Origin of the sequence: Haloferax sp. Atlit-6N (assembly GCF_003383195.1) — an archaeon.
Classification (GTDB): domain Archaea; phylum Halobacteriota; class Halobacteria; order Halobacteriales; family Haloferacaceae; genus Haloferax; species Haloferax gibbonsii.
Genome location: NZ_QEQJ01000004.1, coordinates 242,030 through 257,761, shown reverse-complemented (window position 1 = coordinate 257,761; position 15,732 = coordinate 242,030). Strand labels below are relative to the sequence as shown.

The 15,732-nt window shown below is 67.4% G+C and carries 15 protein-coding genes; 5 read left to right on the top strand and 10 right to left on the bottom strand.

The window, feature by feature from the left end; genetic code table 11:
• Window positions 1-9: 9 nt before the first annotated feature.
• The 3 genes from DEQ92_RS15260 to DEQ92_RS15245 all read right to left on the bottom strand — a co-directional run bounded on the left by DEQ92_RS15260 (window position 10) and on the right by DEQ92_RS15245 (window position 5,187).
• Window positions 10-1,917, bottom strand: a complete 1,908-nt coding sequence (locus DEQ92_RS15260) for a cation:proton antiporter (protein WP_050459271.1) — start codon at window positions 1,915-1,917, stop codon at window positions 10-12.
• 129 nt (window positions 1,918-2,046) lie between these two features.
• Entirely contained in the window at window positions 2,047-4,047 is a 2,001-nt protein-coding gene (locus DEQ92_RS15255; protein WP_115805345.1) for a long-chain fatty acid--CoA ligase, read from the bottom strand.
• A 231-nt stretch (window positions 4,048-4,278) separates the two neighbouring features.
• Window positions 4,279-5,187, bottom strand: coding sequence for an MBL fold metallo-hydrolase (locus DEQ92_RS15245; RefSeq protein ID WP_115805344.1), 909 nt, complete (start codon window positions 5,185-5,187; stop codon window positions 4,279-4,281).
• A gap of 230 nt (window positions 5,188-5,417) precedes the next feature.
• On the opposite strand from DEQ92_RS15245, the gene serS reads away from it, so the two are divergent.
• Entirely contained in the window at window positions 5,418-6,800 is a 1,383-nt protein-coding gene (gene serS, locus DEQ92_RS15240; RefSeq protein WP_004976345.1) for a serine--tRNA ligase, read from the top strand.
• Between the two features lie 70 nt (window positions 6,801-6,870).
• Here the strand turns inward: serS and DEQ92_RS15235 are convergent, their stop codons facing one another.
• Window positions 6,871-7,224 (bottom strand): nuclear transport factor 2 family protein, encoded by a 354-nt coding sequence (locus DEQ92_RS15235; protein WP_004976344.1) that lies wholly within the window; start codon window positions 7,222-7,224, stop codon window positions 6,871-6,873.
• A gap of 112 nt (window positions 7,225-7,336) precedes the next feature.
• Between DEQ92_RS15235 and DEQ92_RS15230 the strand changes: the two genes are divergently transcribed.
• Window positions 7,337-7,834: a DUF367 family protein gene (locus tag DEQ92_RS15230; RefSeq protein ID WP_004976343.1), complete on the top strand. Its 498-nt coding sequence runs from the start codon at window positions 7,337-7,339 to the stop codon at window positions 7,832-7,834.
• 39 nt (window positions 7,835-7,873) lie between these two features.
• On the opposite strand, the gene DEQ92_RS15225 is transcribed toward DEQ92_RS15230, so the two are convergent.
• Window positions 7,874-8,650 (bottom strand): hypothetical protein, encoded by a 777-nt coding sequence (locus DEQ92_RS15225; protein WP_115821096.1) that lies wholly within the window; start codon window positions 8,648-8,650, stop codon window positions 7,874-7,876.
• Window positions 8,651-8,787: 137 nt separating this feature from the next.
• The gene (locus DEQ92_RS15220; RefSeq protein ID WP_004976340.1) at window positions 8,788-9,150 is read right to left on the bottom strand and encodes a DUF5518 domain-containing protein; all 363 of its coding nucleotides are present in this window, start codon (window positions 9,148-9,150) and stop codon (window positions 8,788-8,790) included.
• Between the two features lie 211 nt (window positions 9,151-9,361).
• On the opposite strand from DEQ92_RS15220, the gene DEQ92_RS15215 reads away from it, so the two are divergent.
• Window positions 9,362-10,339 carry an NOG1 family protein gene (locus DEQ92_RS15215; protein WP_049967425.1) on the top strand — a complete coding sequence of 326 codons (978 nt, stop codon included), beginning with the start codon at window positions 9,362-9,364 and terminating at the stop codon, window positions 10,337-10,339.
• A gap of 145 nt (window positions 10,340-10,484) precedes the next feature.
• Here the strand turns inward: DEQ92_RS15215 and DEQ92_RS15210 are convergent, their stop codons facing one another.
• The 4 genes from DEQ92_RS15210 to DEQ92_RS15195 all read right to left on the bottom strand — a co-directional run bounded on the left by DEQ92_RS15210 (window position 10,485) and on the right by DEQ92_RS15195 (window position 14,129).
• Window positions 10,485-11,222, bottom strand: coding sequence for an SIMPL domain-containing protein (locus tag DEQ92_RS15210; RefSeq protein WP_115821095.1), 738 nt, complete (start codon window positions 11,220-11,222; stop codon window positions 10,485-10,487).
• Window positions 11,223-11,312: 90 nt separating this feature from the next.
• Window positions 11,313-12,617: a TIGR00341 family protein gene (locus DEQ92_RS15205; protein WP_004976337.1), complete on the bottom strand. Its 1,305-nt coding sequence runs from the start codon at window positions 12,615-12,617 to the stop codon at window positions 11,313-11,315.
• A gap of 42 nt (window positions 12,618-12,659) precedes the next feature.
• Window positions 12,660-13,382, bottom strand: coding sequence for a 5-formyltetrahydrofolate cyclo-ligase (locus DEQ92_RS15200; protein WP_115805339.1), 723 nt, complete (start codon window positions 13,380-13,382; stop codon window positions 12,660-12,662).
• Window positions 13,383-13,466: 84 nt separating this feature from the next.
• Window positions 13,467-14,129, bottom strand: a complete 663-nt coding sequence (locus DEQ92_RS15195) for a helix-turn-helix domain-containing protein (protein WP_049905171.1) — start codon at window positions 14,127-14,129, stop codon at window positions 13,467-13,469.
• A 485-nt stretch (window positions 14,130-14,614) separates the two neighbouring features.
• Here DEQ92_RS15195 and DEQ92_RS15190 point away from each other — a divergent pair, with 485 nt between their 5' ends.
• Window positions 14,615-14,947 carry a hypothetical protein gene (locus DEQ92_RS15190; protein ID WP_115805338.1) on the top strand — a complete coding sequence of 111 codons (333 nt, stop codon included), beginning with the start codon at window positions 14,615-14,617 and terminating at the stop codon, window positions 14,945-14,947.
• Window positions 14,948-15,086: 139 nt separating this feature from the next.
• Window positions 15,087-15,704 (top strand): GTP-binding protein EngB, encoded by a 618-nt coding sequence (engB, locus tag DEQ92_RS15185; RefSeq protein WP_004976333.1) that lies wholly within the window; start codon window positions 15,087-15,089, stop codon window positions 15,702-15,704.
• The last annotated feature ends 28 nt before the right edge of the window (window positions 15,705-15,732 follow it).

Genomic DNA, 15,732 nt, shown 5'->3' with positions numbered 1-15,732 from the left:
CGAGAGCCGCTACTCGGGGTGGACTAACTCTTCTGCGTCCCGGACGGCCTCGCGCTCGCCGATGATGGTGATGCGGTCGCCCTCCTGGAGCGTGAACTCCGCGTTGGGGACCGTCGTGTCGCCGTTCCGCGAGACGAGCGTGACGAGACAGCCGTCGGGCAGTTCGGGGCCGACTTCGCGGATGGTCCGGCCGATGAGTTTCTCGGCGGTGACCTCGACCTCCTGAACGTCGCCGGAGCGGCCGATTTCGCCCATCCAGTTCGACATCGACGGGCGCTCGATGTAGTTGTCGAGCGCCTGCGCCGTGGCGATGGTCGAGGAGATGGTCCGGACGCCGAGTTCTTCGAACGCCTCGACGTTGTCGGGGTTGTTCGCCCGCGCGAGGACGCTCTCGGGTTCGAACTTCGAGTTCGCCAACTGCGCGACGAGCAGGTTCACGTCGTCGTCGCCGGTCGCGGCGACCACGAACTTGGCGTTCGCGGCCCCCGCGGAGCGTAAGACGCTCGTGTCGGCTCCGTCGCCGTGGTGGACGGTAAAGCCCATGTTCCGGGCCGTCTGGACTACTTCTTGGTCCTCTTCGATGAGGACCACGTTCTCTCCGCGGTCTGCGAGGCGTTCGGCGAGCGCACGGCCCACTTTCCCGCCTCCGATGATGAGTACACGCATTGGGATGACGTCGAGGTATTCTGCGATCTGACGAGCGAGGCCGGCCTCGAAGACGACGGTCGTCAGGATGACGAGAAAGACCGTGCCGACGAGAATCGAGGCGCTCTGATTCAGCATTGCGGCCTGCTGGGCCATTCCTTCGGCCGCGAGCCGCGTCGCCTCCTCCTGGAGGGCGATGGCGAACAGCGAGGCCACGGACGCGGGGATGATGCCGCGCGGGCCGACGAAGCTCATGAAGAGCTTCTCTTCTCTCGTGAACCGGTCGCCGCGCGCCGAGATGAAGACCAACAGCGGTCGAATCACGAGCGCGACGGCGGCGACGACGGCGAGGCCGCCGACGCCGAGGTTCAGGAGGTTCTGGAAGTCCAACAGCGCCGCGAGGGCGATGAAGACGAACGACAGCACGAGCAGCGTGATGTCGCCTTTGAACGCCGAAATCTCCTCTTCGTACGGCACGTCCGCGTTGCCGAGGAGGATGCCGGCGGTCGCCACCGCCGCGATGCCGGCCTCCGTGGCGACGTAGTCGGCGGCCGCGTAGGACACGAGCGCGCCGGCGAGGACGAGCAGACGCGCGTTCTGCGGCGCGTTACCCGGCGAGAGGTCGACGTACCGGAGCGCGTAGTACAGCGACCCGGCGACGATTGCGCCAACGACGACGCCGACGCCGAGTCGCTCGGCAAACAGCGTCACGAGAGCGTCGGGACTACTGACGCCTTCGAGGATTGCCTCGAAGATGACGACGGCGACGATGGCCGCCGTCACGTCGTTGACGATGCCCTCCGTATCGAGCGCCGCGCCGACCCGGTCGCGGACCGGGACGACTTCGAGAATCGGTGCGATGACCGTCGGCCCGGTCGCGACGAGGAGCGCGCCGACGAGGAACGACACCGCCCACGGCGCGCCGAGCGCGTAGCGGACGACGACGCCCGTCGCGACGAACGCGATTATCGCCCCGACGGTGACGAGTCGGAACGTCGCGGCGGGCGCTTCCCGTAGCTTGTCGATTCGAAGGTGGAACGCGCCCTCGAACACGATGATAGCGACCGAGAGACCGACGATGGCCTGTAGTGCGTTCCCGAACGAGTCGGGAGAGATGACGCCGAGGACCTCCGGACCGAGCAGGATACCCGACGCGATGAGGAACACGACGCTGGGGACCTGAAACCGGTCCGAGAGCACCTGCGAGACCACGCCGATGCCGATTATCGCGGCGACGAGCGGGATGAGGTTGGCCCCTCCTGCTGCGGCCACTTATATCGCCTCCATTGATTCGGTCCATGTGACGACGGAAGATAAGTCCACACATCTCGGGCGGTATCTCCGCGGAGTTGGGGAGACGCTCGGCGAAAAGACGGCTGGGGACGGTTCGGCTGTCCGACTTCACTGAGTCGCGGCCCGCCCGCCACCCCGCCGCTCTTCGCTCCGGCGGTCCTCGTCGTAGATGAGAGACACCTCGTCGGCGTAGCGGTCGAGGATGTTCCGGCGCTTCTTTTTCATCGTCGGCGTCATCAGGTCGTTCCCCTCCGTGAACTCCTCGGGAACGACGCGGAACTGCTTGATTCGCTCGTAGGGCTCGAAGTTCTCGTTGGCCGCCTCAACCTCGGCTTCGATGCGCTCGTACACCCGGTCGTCGCGGCAGATGGCTTTCGGCTCGTCGGGGAGGTCGATGCCCTCCTCGTCGGCCCACTTCCTCAGCCCGTCGAAACTGGGCACGATGAGCGCCGAGACGAACTTGCGGCCGTCGCCGAGGACCATGCACTGTTCGACCACCGGTGAGGAGGCGAACGCGTCCTCGATGGGGCCGGGCGCGACGTTCTTGCCCGTCGAGAGGACGAGAATCTGCTTGGCGCGCTCGCGGAAGGTGATGTAGCCGTCGGGCCGGAGTTCGACCACGTCGCCGGTGCGGAACCAGCGCTCGCCCTCGTCGTCCTCGACGAACGCCGCCTCGGTCTCCTCGGGGTTGTTCCAGTAGCCCTCGGTGACGCTCGACCCGCGGACGAGCAGTTCGCCGACTTCGCCGCCCGCATCGCCGAGTTGGTCGCCGACGACGGTCGTGTCGAGTTTCGTCTCGACGTTCCGGAGCGGATAGCCGATGGTTCCGATTTTCGGTTCCTCGGGGGGGTTGACCGAGATGACGGGCGACGTTTCGGTGAGGCCGTAGCCCTCGTAAATCGGGAGGCCCATCGCGTGGTAGAGCGCGCACAGCTCGGCCGAGAGGCTCCCGCCGCCGCTGATGAAGAAGTCGAGGTTGTCGCCGAGCGCCTCGCGCACCTGCCCGAACACGAGCCGGTCGGCGAGGCGGTGTTTCGCGGTGAGCAGGTAGCCCGGCGCGTCGGTCGTGTGGTACGCCTGCCCGACGCCGACGGCCCACTCGAAGATGCGCTTTTTCGCCGGCGACTCGCTGGCTTGCGCCCGAATCGCGTCGTAGAGCTTCTCGTACACGCGGGGGACGCTCGTCCCCGTGGTCGGCCGGACGAGCTGGAAGTCCTCGCGGAGCGTGTCGGGACTTTCGGCGTAGGCGACGGCCGCGCCCGCCGCGAACATCATGAAGTGGCCGGCCATGCGCTCGAAGACGTGCGCGAGCGGCAGGAACGACAGCGCGACCGAGTCGGGGCCGATGACCGGCGTGTCGCCTTTGTCCGGGCGGGGACCGAACCGCCGGTAGCTCTCGTTGACGTTCGACCGGAAGTTCCAGTGGGTGAGTTGGACGCCCTTCGGCTGGCCGGTCGTCCCCGAGGTGTAGATGAGGCTGGCGAGGTCCTCGGGCTCGCGCTCGTCCAGCCACGACTCGTAGGCCGCCTCGTCGTACACTTCCTCGCCGCGGCGGTAGAGTTCGCCGAGCGTCAGCACGTCGTCGCGGTCCTCGTGGCCCTCGTACTCGTCGACGACCACGATGAAGCGCAGGTCGAGTTCGTCCTCGACGGCGAGCACGCGCTCCAGTAACTCCTGATTCTCGACGACGACGGCGTTCGCGCCGGGGTCGGAAAGCAGGTACTGCACCTGCCGCTCCGACGACGAGGTGTAGACCGTGGTGACGACGCCGCCCGCGCCGAGGACGGCGAAGTCGGTCTGGGCCCACTCCATGCGCGTGTGCGAGAGGATGCCGACCCGGTCGCCGGTCTCGATGCCGAGGTCGCGGAACCCCGCCGCGAGGCGACGGACGATGCCCCGCATCTCCTCGTAGGTCAGGTCGGCGTAGTCGCCGTCGGGGGCCGCCGGAACGACGCCCTCGGCGACCAGCGACCGGCGGTAGACGCCGCCTTTGTACCGCTGTGCGACTCGCGTGGCGTTCCGCGACGCGCTCGATTCGAACATCCGTGGGAGGGTCGTCCGCTCGATGACAGGGTCGTCGAACGCCGCCTCCGCGTCCCGCCAGTCCATGCTCTGTTAGTAATGATTCAACATTTAAAACTATGTACGTTCGGTCTGTTGAAACCCCGCGATACCGCGGGGAAAAACCGATTACGAACCCGTTCGCGCCGGTTTCAGGTGTCTGGTGGCGGTGTCAGCGCGCCGTTCGCGCCGGTAGGTCCGTCCAATCCGTCCGAGCCGCCCGAGTCGCCCGAACCGCCTGAATTGCCTGAATCGCCCGGACCAGCCGACTCGCTCGTGTCACTCGTCGTCGCCGATGTAGTCGAGGTAACCGAGCACGCCGCGGGTGTTCAGGCGCTCTTCGTCGTGTGCCTTCCGCTCGCCCCACACCTCGGCCATCTGGGTGTGCTCGACGAAGTGGTCGATGACGGCCTCGTCGTCACCGAGTTCCGCGCGCTTCTGTCGGATGGCCTCGACCCACTCCACGAGGACCCGCTTGTACTCTCCGGCGAGGTCGCTGTCGTAGGGTTTCGGTCCGAAGTGGCCGAAACAGACCGTCTCCGGGTCGATGTCTTCGATAGTGCGCACGTCGTCGAGCGCCTTCTGGAGGTGGAACTGCGAGGGCGGCGAGGTCTGTCGGAGCGTCCGCGACTTCGGCTCCCAGATGCCGAGGGCGTCTCCGACGAACAGCACGTCGTCGCCGTCGTCGTGGAACATCACCTGATGCGGCGCGTGGCCGGGCGCGTGGTGGACCGTGAGCGTCCGGTCGCCGAGGTCGATTTCGTCGCCGTCGGTGAGTCCCTCGACGCGGTCCTCGGCGATTGGGAGCGGTTCGTCGTAGAACTGCCACTGGTCTTCGACGGCCGCCTTCGTGCCCTCGATGAGCCGCGACGGGTCCACGAGGTGCGGCGCGCCGATTTCGTGGGTCATGACGGTCGCGTCGGGGTAGCGCTCGGCGAGGTAGCCCGCGCCGCCCGCGTGGTCGAGGTGGACGTGCGTCGGCAGGATGTACGCGAGGTCGTCGACGCCGACCTCGTCGAGCATCCCGAAGACGTGTTCTCTATCGGCGGCGATGCCGGTGTCGACGAGCGCCGGTTTCTCGGCGTCGACGAGGTAGACCGAGCCGTACTTCTCCACCTCGTACATGCCGCTGTCGACGTAGTAGAGGTCCGTGCTGTCCGGGACGGGTTCGACGTCGCCAATAGCCATAGTTGACGGCCGTCTCCGGGGAAGAAAAGCGTTCGGTCGCCCGCCCCCCGCGTTGATTACGGGCGACCGCAAAGCGGTCTCCACGCTCGAATCCGGGAGCTGCGGCCGCTTTCACGTGGGTTCGTCGCGCTCCCCAGATGCGGGTTCGTCGCGCTCGTCCGCCGTTGATTTGCCCCCCGTCCCTCGGCGATGCGATACGATTTTCCCGCCCGCCCGGAAACCACAGCCCAATGATTGACAGGCAACTGCTCCGCGACGAACCGGAGCGAGTTCGCGACGCGCTCGCCGCCCGTAACATGGAGGGCGTGGACATCGACCGCGTCCTCGACGTGTACGACGAGTGGCGCTCGCTGAAGGCCGAGGGCGACGACCTCCGCCACGAGCGCAACGAGGTCAGCCAGAAAATCGGCCAGTTGAAGCAAGAAGGGAAAGACGAGGAAGCACAGGAGGCCATCGACCGCTCGGGCGAACTCAAGACGGAGCTACAGGAGCTCGAAGCCCGCGCCGACGAACTCGAAGCGGAACTCGACGAGGCGCTCATGGAACTGCCCAACCTCCCCCACGAGTCGGTTCCCGTCGGGGCCGACGAGGCCGACAACGAGGAGGTCCGCCGCGTCGGCTTCGACGACCTCCGCGAGCTTCCCGACGAGGTGACGCCCCACTACGACCTCGGCGAGGAACTCGACATCATCGACGAGGGTCGCGCGGCCAAGACCACCGGCTCGGGCTTCTACTTCCTGAAAGGCGAGGGCGCGATGCTCGAACACGCGCTCGTGCAGTTCATGCTCGACGTGCACCGCGAACAGGAGTACGTCGACCTCTTCCCGCCGATTCCGGTCAAGACCACCTCGATGGAGGGCACCGGTCAGCTCCCGAAGTTCGCCGAGGACGCCTACCGCATCGGCGGCTCGGAGACCGAGAACTACGAGGACGACGACCTGTGGCTCTGTCCCACCGCGGAGGTCCCGGTCACGAACATGTACCGCGACGAGATTCTCCTGAAGGACGACCTCCCGCTGAAGCACCAGGCGTACACGCCGAACTTCCGCCGCGAGGCGGGCGAACACGGCACCGAGACCCGCGGTATCGTCCGCGTCCACCAGTTCAACAAGGTCGAACTCGTCAACTTCGTCGAGCCCGAGGAGTCGTACGACCGGCTCGAAGCCCTCGTCGACGAGGCCGCCGAAGTGCTCGACCGCCTCGGGCTGCCGTACCGCGTCCTCTCGCTTTGCACCGGCGACCTCACCTTCGCGTCGGCGAAGACCTACGACCTCGAAGTGTGGGCTCCCGGCACGGAGTCGGACGACGCCCCCGAACAGGGCGGCCGCTGGCTCGAGGTCTCGTCGGCCTCGAACTTCGAGGACTTCCAGGCGCGCCGCGCCGGCCTCCGCTACCGCCCCGAGCGCCACGAGTCGGCGGAGTACCTCCACACGCTCAACGCGTCGGGCACGGCCGTCGGCCGCGTCATGGTCGCGCTGCTCGAATACTACCAAAACGAGGACGGCACGGTCGACGTGCCCGAACCGCTCCAGCCCTACATGGGCGGCCGCGAGGTCATCGAGGGCCACGAGCCCGTCGGCGAGGCCGCCGTCGGTGCGGGTAAGAAGGACTGACCGGGACGAACCGCGCCCGGGCGTTTCTCTCTCACTCTCTCCGTTCTCCTTTCTCCCGAGACTCGCCCCGTCAGTTCGCCGTCGACGACTTGACGAACGTCTTCAGCTCCGAGAGCTTCCCGTCGTGGGCACGGAACCGGTCGAGAAAGACGAACAGTTCGTCGCCGTCGCGGTCTTCGAGGTGGCCGCGGACGACGATTTCGTCGTCGGACTTCGACTGGATGTAGCGCTCGATGACGTGTCGCGTGTCCTTCTGCGGCCTGTCGTCCCGCATGAACGAGACGAACTCCTCGCGCCCCGAGAGCGTCATGTCGCCGCGGTGCTGGACGAACTCCGGTTCGAGGATGTTCCGAAGCATGTCGTATCCGTGGTGGTCGAGCGCCGTGTAGTACTGCCGGGCCAGATACGTCGCGTCGGGATGCACGCCCTCTCTTCGTCGGCCGACCGGAAGTATCCGACGCCGGCCCTGCCGTCCGACTCCTCGCGCGCGCCGCCGCGTTCGGGACGCTTTTCTCGGCCAGTCGCGTATCGTGGCTGTGGACCTGCACGTTCGATACGAGGGCGACGACGACCCGAAGAAGTGCACGGCGAAGAAGCTCGAACGCTTCGACATGGCCGCCCTCCACGGCTCCGACCGAGAGACTCCCTACGGCGTCGTGCTCAACCCCCACGCCGACAGGGCGCTGTCGCCCGCCGACGCGGACACCGGCGCGCTCGTCGCGCTCGACTGCTCGTGGGAGTCGGCCGGCGAGGCCATGTTCTCGCTCCCCGGCGAGCACCGCGCGCTCCCCTATCTCGTCGCCGCCAACCCCGTGAACTTCGGCCGCCCGATGCAGCTGACGACGGTCGAGGCGATAGCCGCCGCCCTCGTCATCTTCGGCGAGAAGAAGCGGGCCGAGGGTATCCTCTCGAAGTTCAACTGGGGCCACACGTTCCTCGAACTCAACGAGGAGCCGCTCCGCCGGTACTCGGAGTGTGCAGACTCGACCGAAGTCGTGGAGATTCAGCGGGAGTACCTCGAACGCGGCGAGTAGACCGCGCCCGCGGAGCGGCGAACCGCGTCGATTACGCCTTCAGAGTCGGCTCGACGTCCAGTTGAGCGCGACGGTCGTCCCGGTGTCGACGCGCTCGGTCGGCGTCACCTGAATCACTCGCGCCCACGTCCCGCCGCTCGGCGCGGTGTAGTTCATCCCGCCGCAGTAACAGTCGACTTCGAGCGCGGGGTCCTCCTCGTCGTGGCCGTCGTACGGATAGCCGGTTCGAGACCACGCGCTCCAGTCGAAGGTGTCGGTGTCGTGGCGCGCGACGAGCGTGACTTTCAGCGGTTCTCCGACGGTCGTCGTCCCGTAGTGGATGTCCTCGCGGTCGGTGTCGACGGTATCGAGCGCCTGCGGCGACTCGGGGAGCAAGTCGACCTGCGAGAGGTCTTGGGTGTCGTAGGTCTCCGTCGCCTGCACCTCGGCGTCGTCCGGCGCGCGGTACACCTCGGTCGTAAACGGGAGCGACGAGTCTTCGAGCCGAAAGCCGAGCAGCACCTCGTCCGAGGGGACCGACGTCGCTTTGACCAGCGTCGGGTGTATCTCCTCGGGGTTCTCGACGAAGTCGGCGGCCTCGAGCCCGCTTTCGGTTGTTTCCTCCGCCCGTTCGGTCGTCTCGTTCGCGGTCGTCTCGTTCGCGGTCGTCGTGGTCTGCGTCTCGGTCGCGGTCTGCGTCTGCGCGTCGGTCGTTTGCGTCGTCGAGTCAGAGTCCCCGGACGAGCTACAGCCAGCGAGACCGGTGAGACCGGCGACGGCGACGCCGCAAATCGATTGGAGGGTTCTTCGACGGGTGTGCGTTGGCTCCTTACCCATGGCCGTCGGGTGTGGTCCCGCTCCCTTAGAGACCCGCGACCGTTTACGTGAGATAACGGACTTAGCACCATGCTAAACCCCGTTTTTTGGGACTATCGCGTTCGGGGAGAGTCCGAGTCGCGGCCGCGTTCGTCTGACTATCCTTTCACCCACGCGCCGACGGCCCCGGCGATGGCGCTGTCGATTGCGAAGATGAGCGTCAGCACGACGCCCGCGACGAGGACGCCGACGCCGCCGAGGAGTCCGCCCAGCGGCCCGCCGGCGAGTCCGAGGAGGCTCCCGAGCAGGGCCGCGAGGAGCGTCACGACGATACCCGAGATGGAGCCCGCGACGAGGCCGTTCCACGCGCCGTTGCCGAGCGTGCCGCCCGCGAGGTAGCCCGCCGCGAAGCCCCCGAGCAGCCCCGCCCCGATTTGGCCGATGAGCGGGAGCGCGAGCCCGCCGGTGCCGACGACGACGATGACGACGAAACCGACGGCGACAGCTTTCCAGTCAGTCATGGGTCGACGTAGACCTCGGGCGGGCAAGAACTTCGTGGCGGTCGCGGGGGATGTTCGACCGCTCGCTCACGTCCGCGTCCGCGCGTCGGTCGCCCGCGACCCCCTCGCTTCCGGTCGAACCGTGCGTGAGACCTGCACGGCGAATCCACCGCTCGAAGCGCCGAGCCCCAAACGGACGCGCTTTTACGGCTCGGCCATGTAGCGGACTGCAATGATTTTCGAGTCTCTCCCGACCACGCCCCGGTCGGACGAACTCATCGACAAGGCCTTCTCGCGGGCCGCGCGCACGGGGCGAGCGAAGCAGAACAAGTTGGAGGCTCAGCAGTCGATGCTCCAGACGGCGTCGAACATCCTTTCCGACAACCTCGAAAACGTCGTCGTCGAGTGGCCCGACTTCGGGACGGTCGACCCCTTCTACTACGAGCTCGCCGACGCCATCGTCGACGTGGACGAGGTCCGAAAGAGCCTCTCGGAAGTGATGTGGGCCTCCCGGCAGGTCGACAACATCGCCCGCGAGTACCAGCCGAAGCTCCGCAAGACCGACGCCGACCTCGCGCGCAAGCACCGAAAACAGGCGTTCGCCCGCATGGCGAGCGTCGTCGAAGAGGTCGAAGACGACCTGCTCCGCATCGGCGAGGCGCGCGACGCCCTGAAGGACCTCCCCGACATCCGCCCGGACGAACCGGCAATCGTCGTCGCCGGCTACCCGAACGTCGGAAAGTCCTCGTTCGTCAACGACGTGACCCGCGCGTCGAACGAAATCGCCCGCTACCCCTTCACCACGAAGGGCGTCCAAATCGGGCACTTCGACCGCGACCGAATCCGCTACCAGATTATCGACACGCCGGGGCTGCTCGACCGGCCCGAAGACGAGCGAAACGACATCGAGCGACAGGCCGTGAGCGCCCTCGAACACCTCGCGGACGCCGTCATCTTCGTCGCCGACGCCAGCGGGGCGTGCGGCTACCCCATCGAGTCGCAGCTCGAACTCCGCGACGCCGTGAAGGCGCGCTTCGAGGAGCGCGACATCCCCGTCCTCACCGTCTGTAACAAGAGCGACCGCTCGACCGACATGGACGCGGACCTCTACATGAGCGTCGAGACGGGCGAGAACGTCGAGGCCGTCCTCGACGCCGCGGTCGAGGCCATCGGGTTCGAACCCGACATCCCGCCGTCGCGCAACGAGTAAGCGACTCGGGACTTTTCCGGTGCTGTCGTTCTGTCTTGCCGCAACGCCTCGACGAGAGCTGTGGCTACGGGGTAGCTGTCGGAGAAATGGGGGTGCAGGTTGGTCGAAACCGGGAGTTCGGTCTCGGTCCGCGGGGCGCGGTCGCTTACTCGGCTTCGTAGACCATCTGGACGGTCGCCGAGACGGTCACGGGGCCGGGCGAGAGCTCGGTCGAACCGGACGAGGCGCGGGCGGCGTCCTCGGCGTAGGCGACCGGGTACGGCCCGGGCGAGGCGCTGCCGCCGACGGTGGCGGTGTGGACGCCCGTGACGGTCAGGTCGGCGGCGCTGGCGACCGCGTCGGCGTCGGCCTTCGCGGAGGCGACGGCGCGGGTCAGGGCTTCTTCGCGGAGTTCGGCGCGCTTCTCGTCGGTCAGCGTGAAGGCGACGCCGCGGATTTCGCTGGCACCGGCACCGACCGCGAGGTCGATGACCTCGCCGGCGCGGTCGGGGGCGACCTCGACGCGGAGGGTGTGGGTGGCGCGGTAGCCGAGGAGGTCGCGCTCCTGGCCGCTGTAGTCGTACTCGGGGTAGATGTTGAAGCCGGTCGTTTGGATGGCGTCCTCGGCGACACCGGCGTCGGTGAGGGCGGCGCGGACGGCGGCCACGTCGTCGGCGACGGTGCCGCGGGCTTCGTCGGCCGAGTCGGCGGTGGTCGTCACGGCGATGGAGACCACGGCGAGGTCGGCGTCGGCGGTCACTTCGCCGGTGCCGGTCGTGGAGATAGTCGTCGCGTTCGTCGCGTCTACGCCGCCGTCGGTCGTCGCCTGCAGGGGTGCCGAGAGGCAGCCAGCGAGGAGGACGAGGCCGACGAGGAATATCGGAGCAATCGTGCGTCGTTGCATACCCACCGTACGTCGGTTCAGCTATTCAAGCCGCGCTAGAGACAAAGAGCGACTGTAGCCTTCGAAACGGGGGACGGGACGCCGGTCGCCCTACTCCACGACGGCGACGTAGCGCACTTCGACGTCGATTTCGCCGGTGGCCCACGGCGACAGCGGCTCGGGGGCGACGGCGTTCACCCGCCTCGTGAGTTCGCGTTCGACCATCGGCGGGTCGGAGGCCGGGTCGTAGCCGACGGTCACGACGACGCCGTCGGGCTCCTGTAGCGGCCCGCTGTCGTACTGCAGTTCCATCGACAGTAGTCGGGCGTCGGTTCCCGAGAGTGCGTCCTCGATGGCGTCGCGCGCGTCGCCTTGGAAGTCGGCGTTCCGGTAGGTCGTGTAGGTGACCGCGCCGAGGAACGACGAGAGGACGAGCAGTCCGACCCCGATGACGGCGATGCGGAACAGGGCGGCTCGCCGGGCCTCGTCGCGGCGAATCCAGCGCTCCGGCCGGTAGCCCTGCTGCCAGAGGACGCCGATGGCGACGAAGTTGACGGAGAGGATGTTGACGAGGACGAGGATGGCCGAGCCGACGACGGCCTCGGGCGCGCCCCACGCGATGCCGATGCCGACGACGGCGGTCGGCGGGACCAACGCGGCGGCTATCATGACGCCGACGAGCGCGGTCGAGACGCCGGAGGAGAGCGAAATCGCGCCGGCGGCTCCCGCGCCGAGCGCGATGACGAGCGACAGCACGTCGGGCGCGAGGCGCTCGTCCACCTCGGGAATCGACAGGACCTCCGCGGACGACAGCGGGACCGCCCCGGTCTGTTTGAGCAGGAAGGCGAAGACGGCGGCCGCGCCGACCGCGAGGACGCCGCCGAGCGCCTGCAGGCGAACCCCGCGGCCGAACATCTCGTCATCGTCGACGACGGTGCCGACGCTCGCGGACATCGCGGGGCCGACGAGCGGGGCGATGACCATCGAGCCGACGACCACGGCCGGCGAGTCGAGAAGCAGGCCCGCGGTGGCGACGAGCGCCGAGATGACCGTCATGAGCACGTAGGTCGAAACCGACGGCGCGAGGTCGGCGGCCTTCGAGGCCAGTTCCTCGCGGGCGATGCGGTCGCCGTTCTCGTCGTCTTCCTCGTACTGCTCGCGCAGTTGGTCGAACCGCTTCGACGCGACCGTCTCGGCGGCGACGACCACGGTGTAGGCGTCGCGCTCGACGCCCGCCTCGCGGAGTCGCGCTAACACCGGTTCGACGGCCTCCTTGGGGACCGGGAAGGTGACGACGGCGACGAAGCCGCGCCCGGACGTCTCCTCGGAGACGGCGTAGTCGACGCCCTCCTCGTCGAGCGTCCGCAGGACGGCCTCGCGCTTGCCGGTCGGCACCAACACCTGTACGAGTCGCACGGCCTCACGTCGGCCCGGGCGGTGAAATAAGCAGGGGCTCGGCTACTCCGACGACTCGTCGTGCAACCGCCGGAGGACGGGCATCTCGTCGAGGCGCTCGTCGGGGAGCGCGTCCCAGTCGATGCCCGTGGGTCTCGGGTGCGAGGTCTCGGTTCGGACCAACCGTTCGGGAGTGACGACGAGGTCCATCGGCACGTCGTGGGCGTCCGGCTCCGGCAGGTCGTCGCGGACCTGTCGCTCGTGGACCGTCGTCGCCACGGTCGTCTCGTCGGTGACGGCCCCGAGACCCCGCAACACCGCGTATTCGAGGTCGCTGAACCCCTCTCCCTTCCCGATGCGCGCGCCCGCCTCGGAGACGGCGACCGACCCCGAGACGACGAGGTCGACGGGCGGCAGGGCGTCTGGGCCGACCGTGTCGGCGTAGGTCTCGACGTGGGAGACGGTCGGCGCGCTGTCGAGGTGTTCGTCGTCGATGCGCGCGGGGTCGAGTTCGTAGAAGCACTCCTCGTCGCGGAGCCGGGGGACGGCCATGTAGACGGTTTTCCCCTCGCGGAGCGCCCGTCGCCTGACGGGGAGTTGCGGGGCGTCCGGGTTGGCCTTCACCGCGTCGGCGTCGGCCCACTCGGGCGTCGCCGCGAGTCGCTCGGCGGCCGCGCTCGCGTCGGCGAAGTTCGGGATGCGGCCGTGCGGCGGGAAGGGAAACCGTGCCGCGCCCGACGATTCGAGGTCGTCCCACACCGTCGTTCGGAGCGTCGCTTTGTCCATCGCGTCGCCGTCGCGTACTCGCGGCGGACCAATAGCTCCCCCGTTCGTGTCGCGGGCGAACCGCGTCTCGGCGCGGGCAGTCGCCTACGAGAGGTCCGCCGCCGACTGCGACAACAGCACCTTCCGCAGGACGGTGTCGGCCCCGCGGCGGACGCGCTCGGAGGCGGCCTGCGGGCTGATTCCGAGTTGGTCCGCCACCTCGTTGAGCGTGGTCTGCCGGGGGACTTCGAAGTAGCCCTCCGAGACGGCGGTGACGAGCGCCTCCTGTTGTCCGTCTGTGATGTCGAAGTTGTAGACGCCCGGCTCGCCCTCTGCGAGGGTATAGATGCGCTCAACGTGGAACTCGATGTCCTCTTCCTGACAGAGGTTGTGGAAGTCGGTGAGCGCCGCGTGGTCGTTGAACCGGAGGCGGAACATCCACGGGTCGTTGCCGTGGGCTTCGAGAATCGTCGCCTCGCTGTCTGTGAGAATGCGGGTCAGGCTCGACGTGGTCTCGCCCCAGTTGACCTTGTACAGCACGCGGTCGGCGACGCGCGCAACCGCGGTCAGGTCGTCGACGAGTCGGTCGTGCCGGACGGCGTGTTCGAACGCCTCGAAGTCGGTCCCCTGCGCCCAGAAGAACGGCATGACCTCACCGCCAGTCGGAACGACGCGCTCTAGCTCGATGTGGACGCCGCTCGACACGGCGGTGACCCTCCCGAGGTCGAAATCCCTTGAATCAATCGTCAGCTCGACGATTACTGCCATTACTAGCTGACCTTCAGCGGCCGCTGTATTGAACTCTCTTGTCAGCATACTGTCTGATATTCTCTCGGGGGAGGGGGTGATCAGACGCCGAAAATTCACCGTTTCCCCCTAGTATTTGGGCCGATAGCGTCCGTTCGTGACCTCATTCGGTTCATAACATGTAACGTAGGCTTCCGGATGCATTACTTCAATGACCGGACTGTGAAAGCAGAAAGAGAATGCCAACTTGCTATCTATACCCCTTCGGGGAACGTAGTTGTGAACACACACAGACATCGACAGCCGTACGCCGTCAAACCGCGCCGTGGTGGCGCAGAGGCGTGCGAACGTGTGATTGACGGGCCGCGCTCTCGACGGTACCGGTATCGGGTGGTGTCCACCGGGTGCCCAGAGCGGGGCCTTCCGGCGACTTGCGGGAGACGCTTTGCCTCGGCGTCTCGCGCCCGTCGCGCGACGCCTGTTCGGATCCAACGGGGGTCGCGCCGATGGTAGCCGCGACGTCCCCCCGCCTTGACGAGGCGTTCGACGCTCTCGGAAACGTCCATCGGCGACGGTTGCTGATGGGTCTTCGCCGACGGCGGCACGCGCGCCTCGAAGCGGCAACGCGGGACGCGGCCGTTGGTGGCGGCCGCAACCGCGACCGACTGAAGGTGGAACTGTTCCACATTCATCTCCCGAAACTCGCTGACGCCGGCTTCGTCGAGTGGAACCGTCATCGCGGTTCCGTCGCGCGCGGCCCTCGATTCGACGAAATCGAGCCGCTGTTGCGATTTCTCGACGAGAACGCGGGCGAGTTATCGGCGGGCGGCCGTGACTGACGCGGCCGCCTCATTCACGCGTCGTCGGCGAGCCGTCGTGGGGGCGACTCGCCCGGAGACGTGATTTTTTCGGCGTCGACGCCCCGGAGCGCGGCGTCCGTACCGTCCTCCTTATCCGTCGCGGCGGCGAACCGCCGGTATGTTCGAAGACCGACCGAACCGCGACGAAATCGTTCTCGTCGGGCGGTCGAACGTGGGGAAGTCGACCCTGATGCGAGAGCTGACGGGTCACAGCAAGTTCACGACGGGTAAGAAGCCCGGCGTCACCCGCAAACCCAACCACTTCGACTGGAACGCGGAGAAATTCATGTTCACCGACCTCCCCGGGTTCGGATTCATGTCCGGCGTCGACCGCGACACCCGCGAGGCAATCAAGACGGACGTCGTCCAGTACATCGAGGAGAACGCCGACGACATCCTCGCGGCGGTCCTCGTCGTCGACGGGAAGAGCGTCATCGACATCATCGACCGCCACACCACGGAAGACTCCATCCCGCACGACGTGGAGATGTTCTTCTTCCTCGACGAACTCGACATCCCGACCGTGGTCGCGGTCAACAAGATGGACAAGGTCGACGACCGCGACGAGCGCCTGAACGACCTCTGCGACCGCCTCGGCCTCTTCCCGCCGTGGAAGCAGTGGCGGAACGTCATCGCGCCCATCACGGCCAAGCGCGGCGACATCTCGCACCTCGAAGACGCCCTGCGGTCGCACCTCCACGAGCAGGGCCGCGACGACCTGTTCAAGTTCCTCTGACCCGCTCGCCGTCGCTTCGAACCCCTCG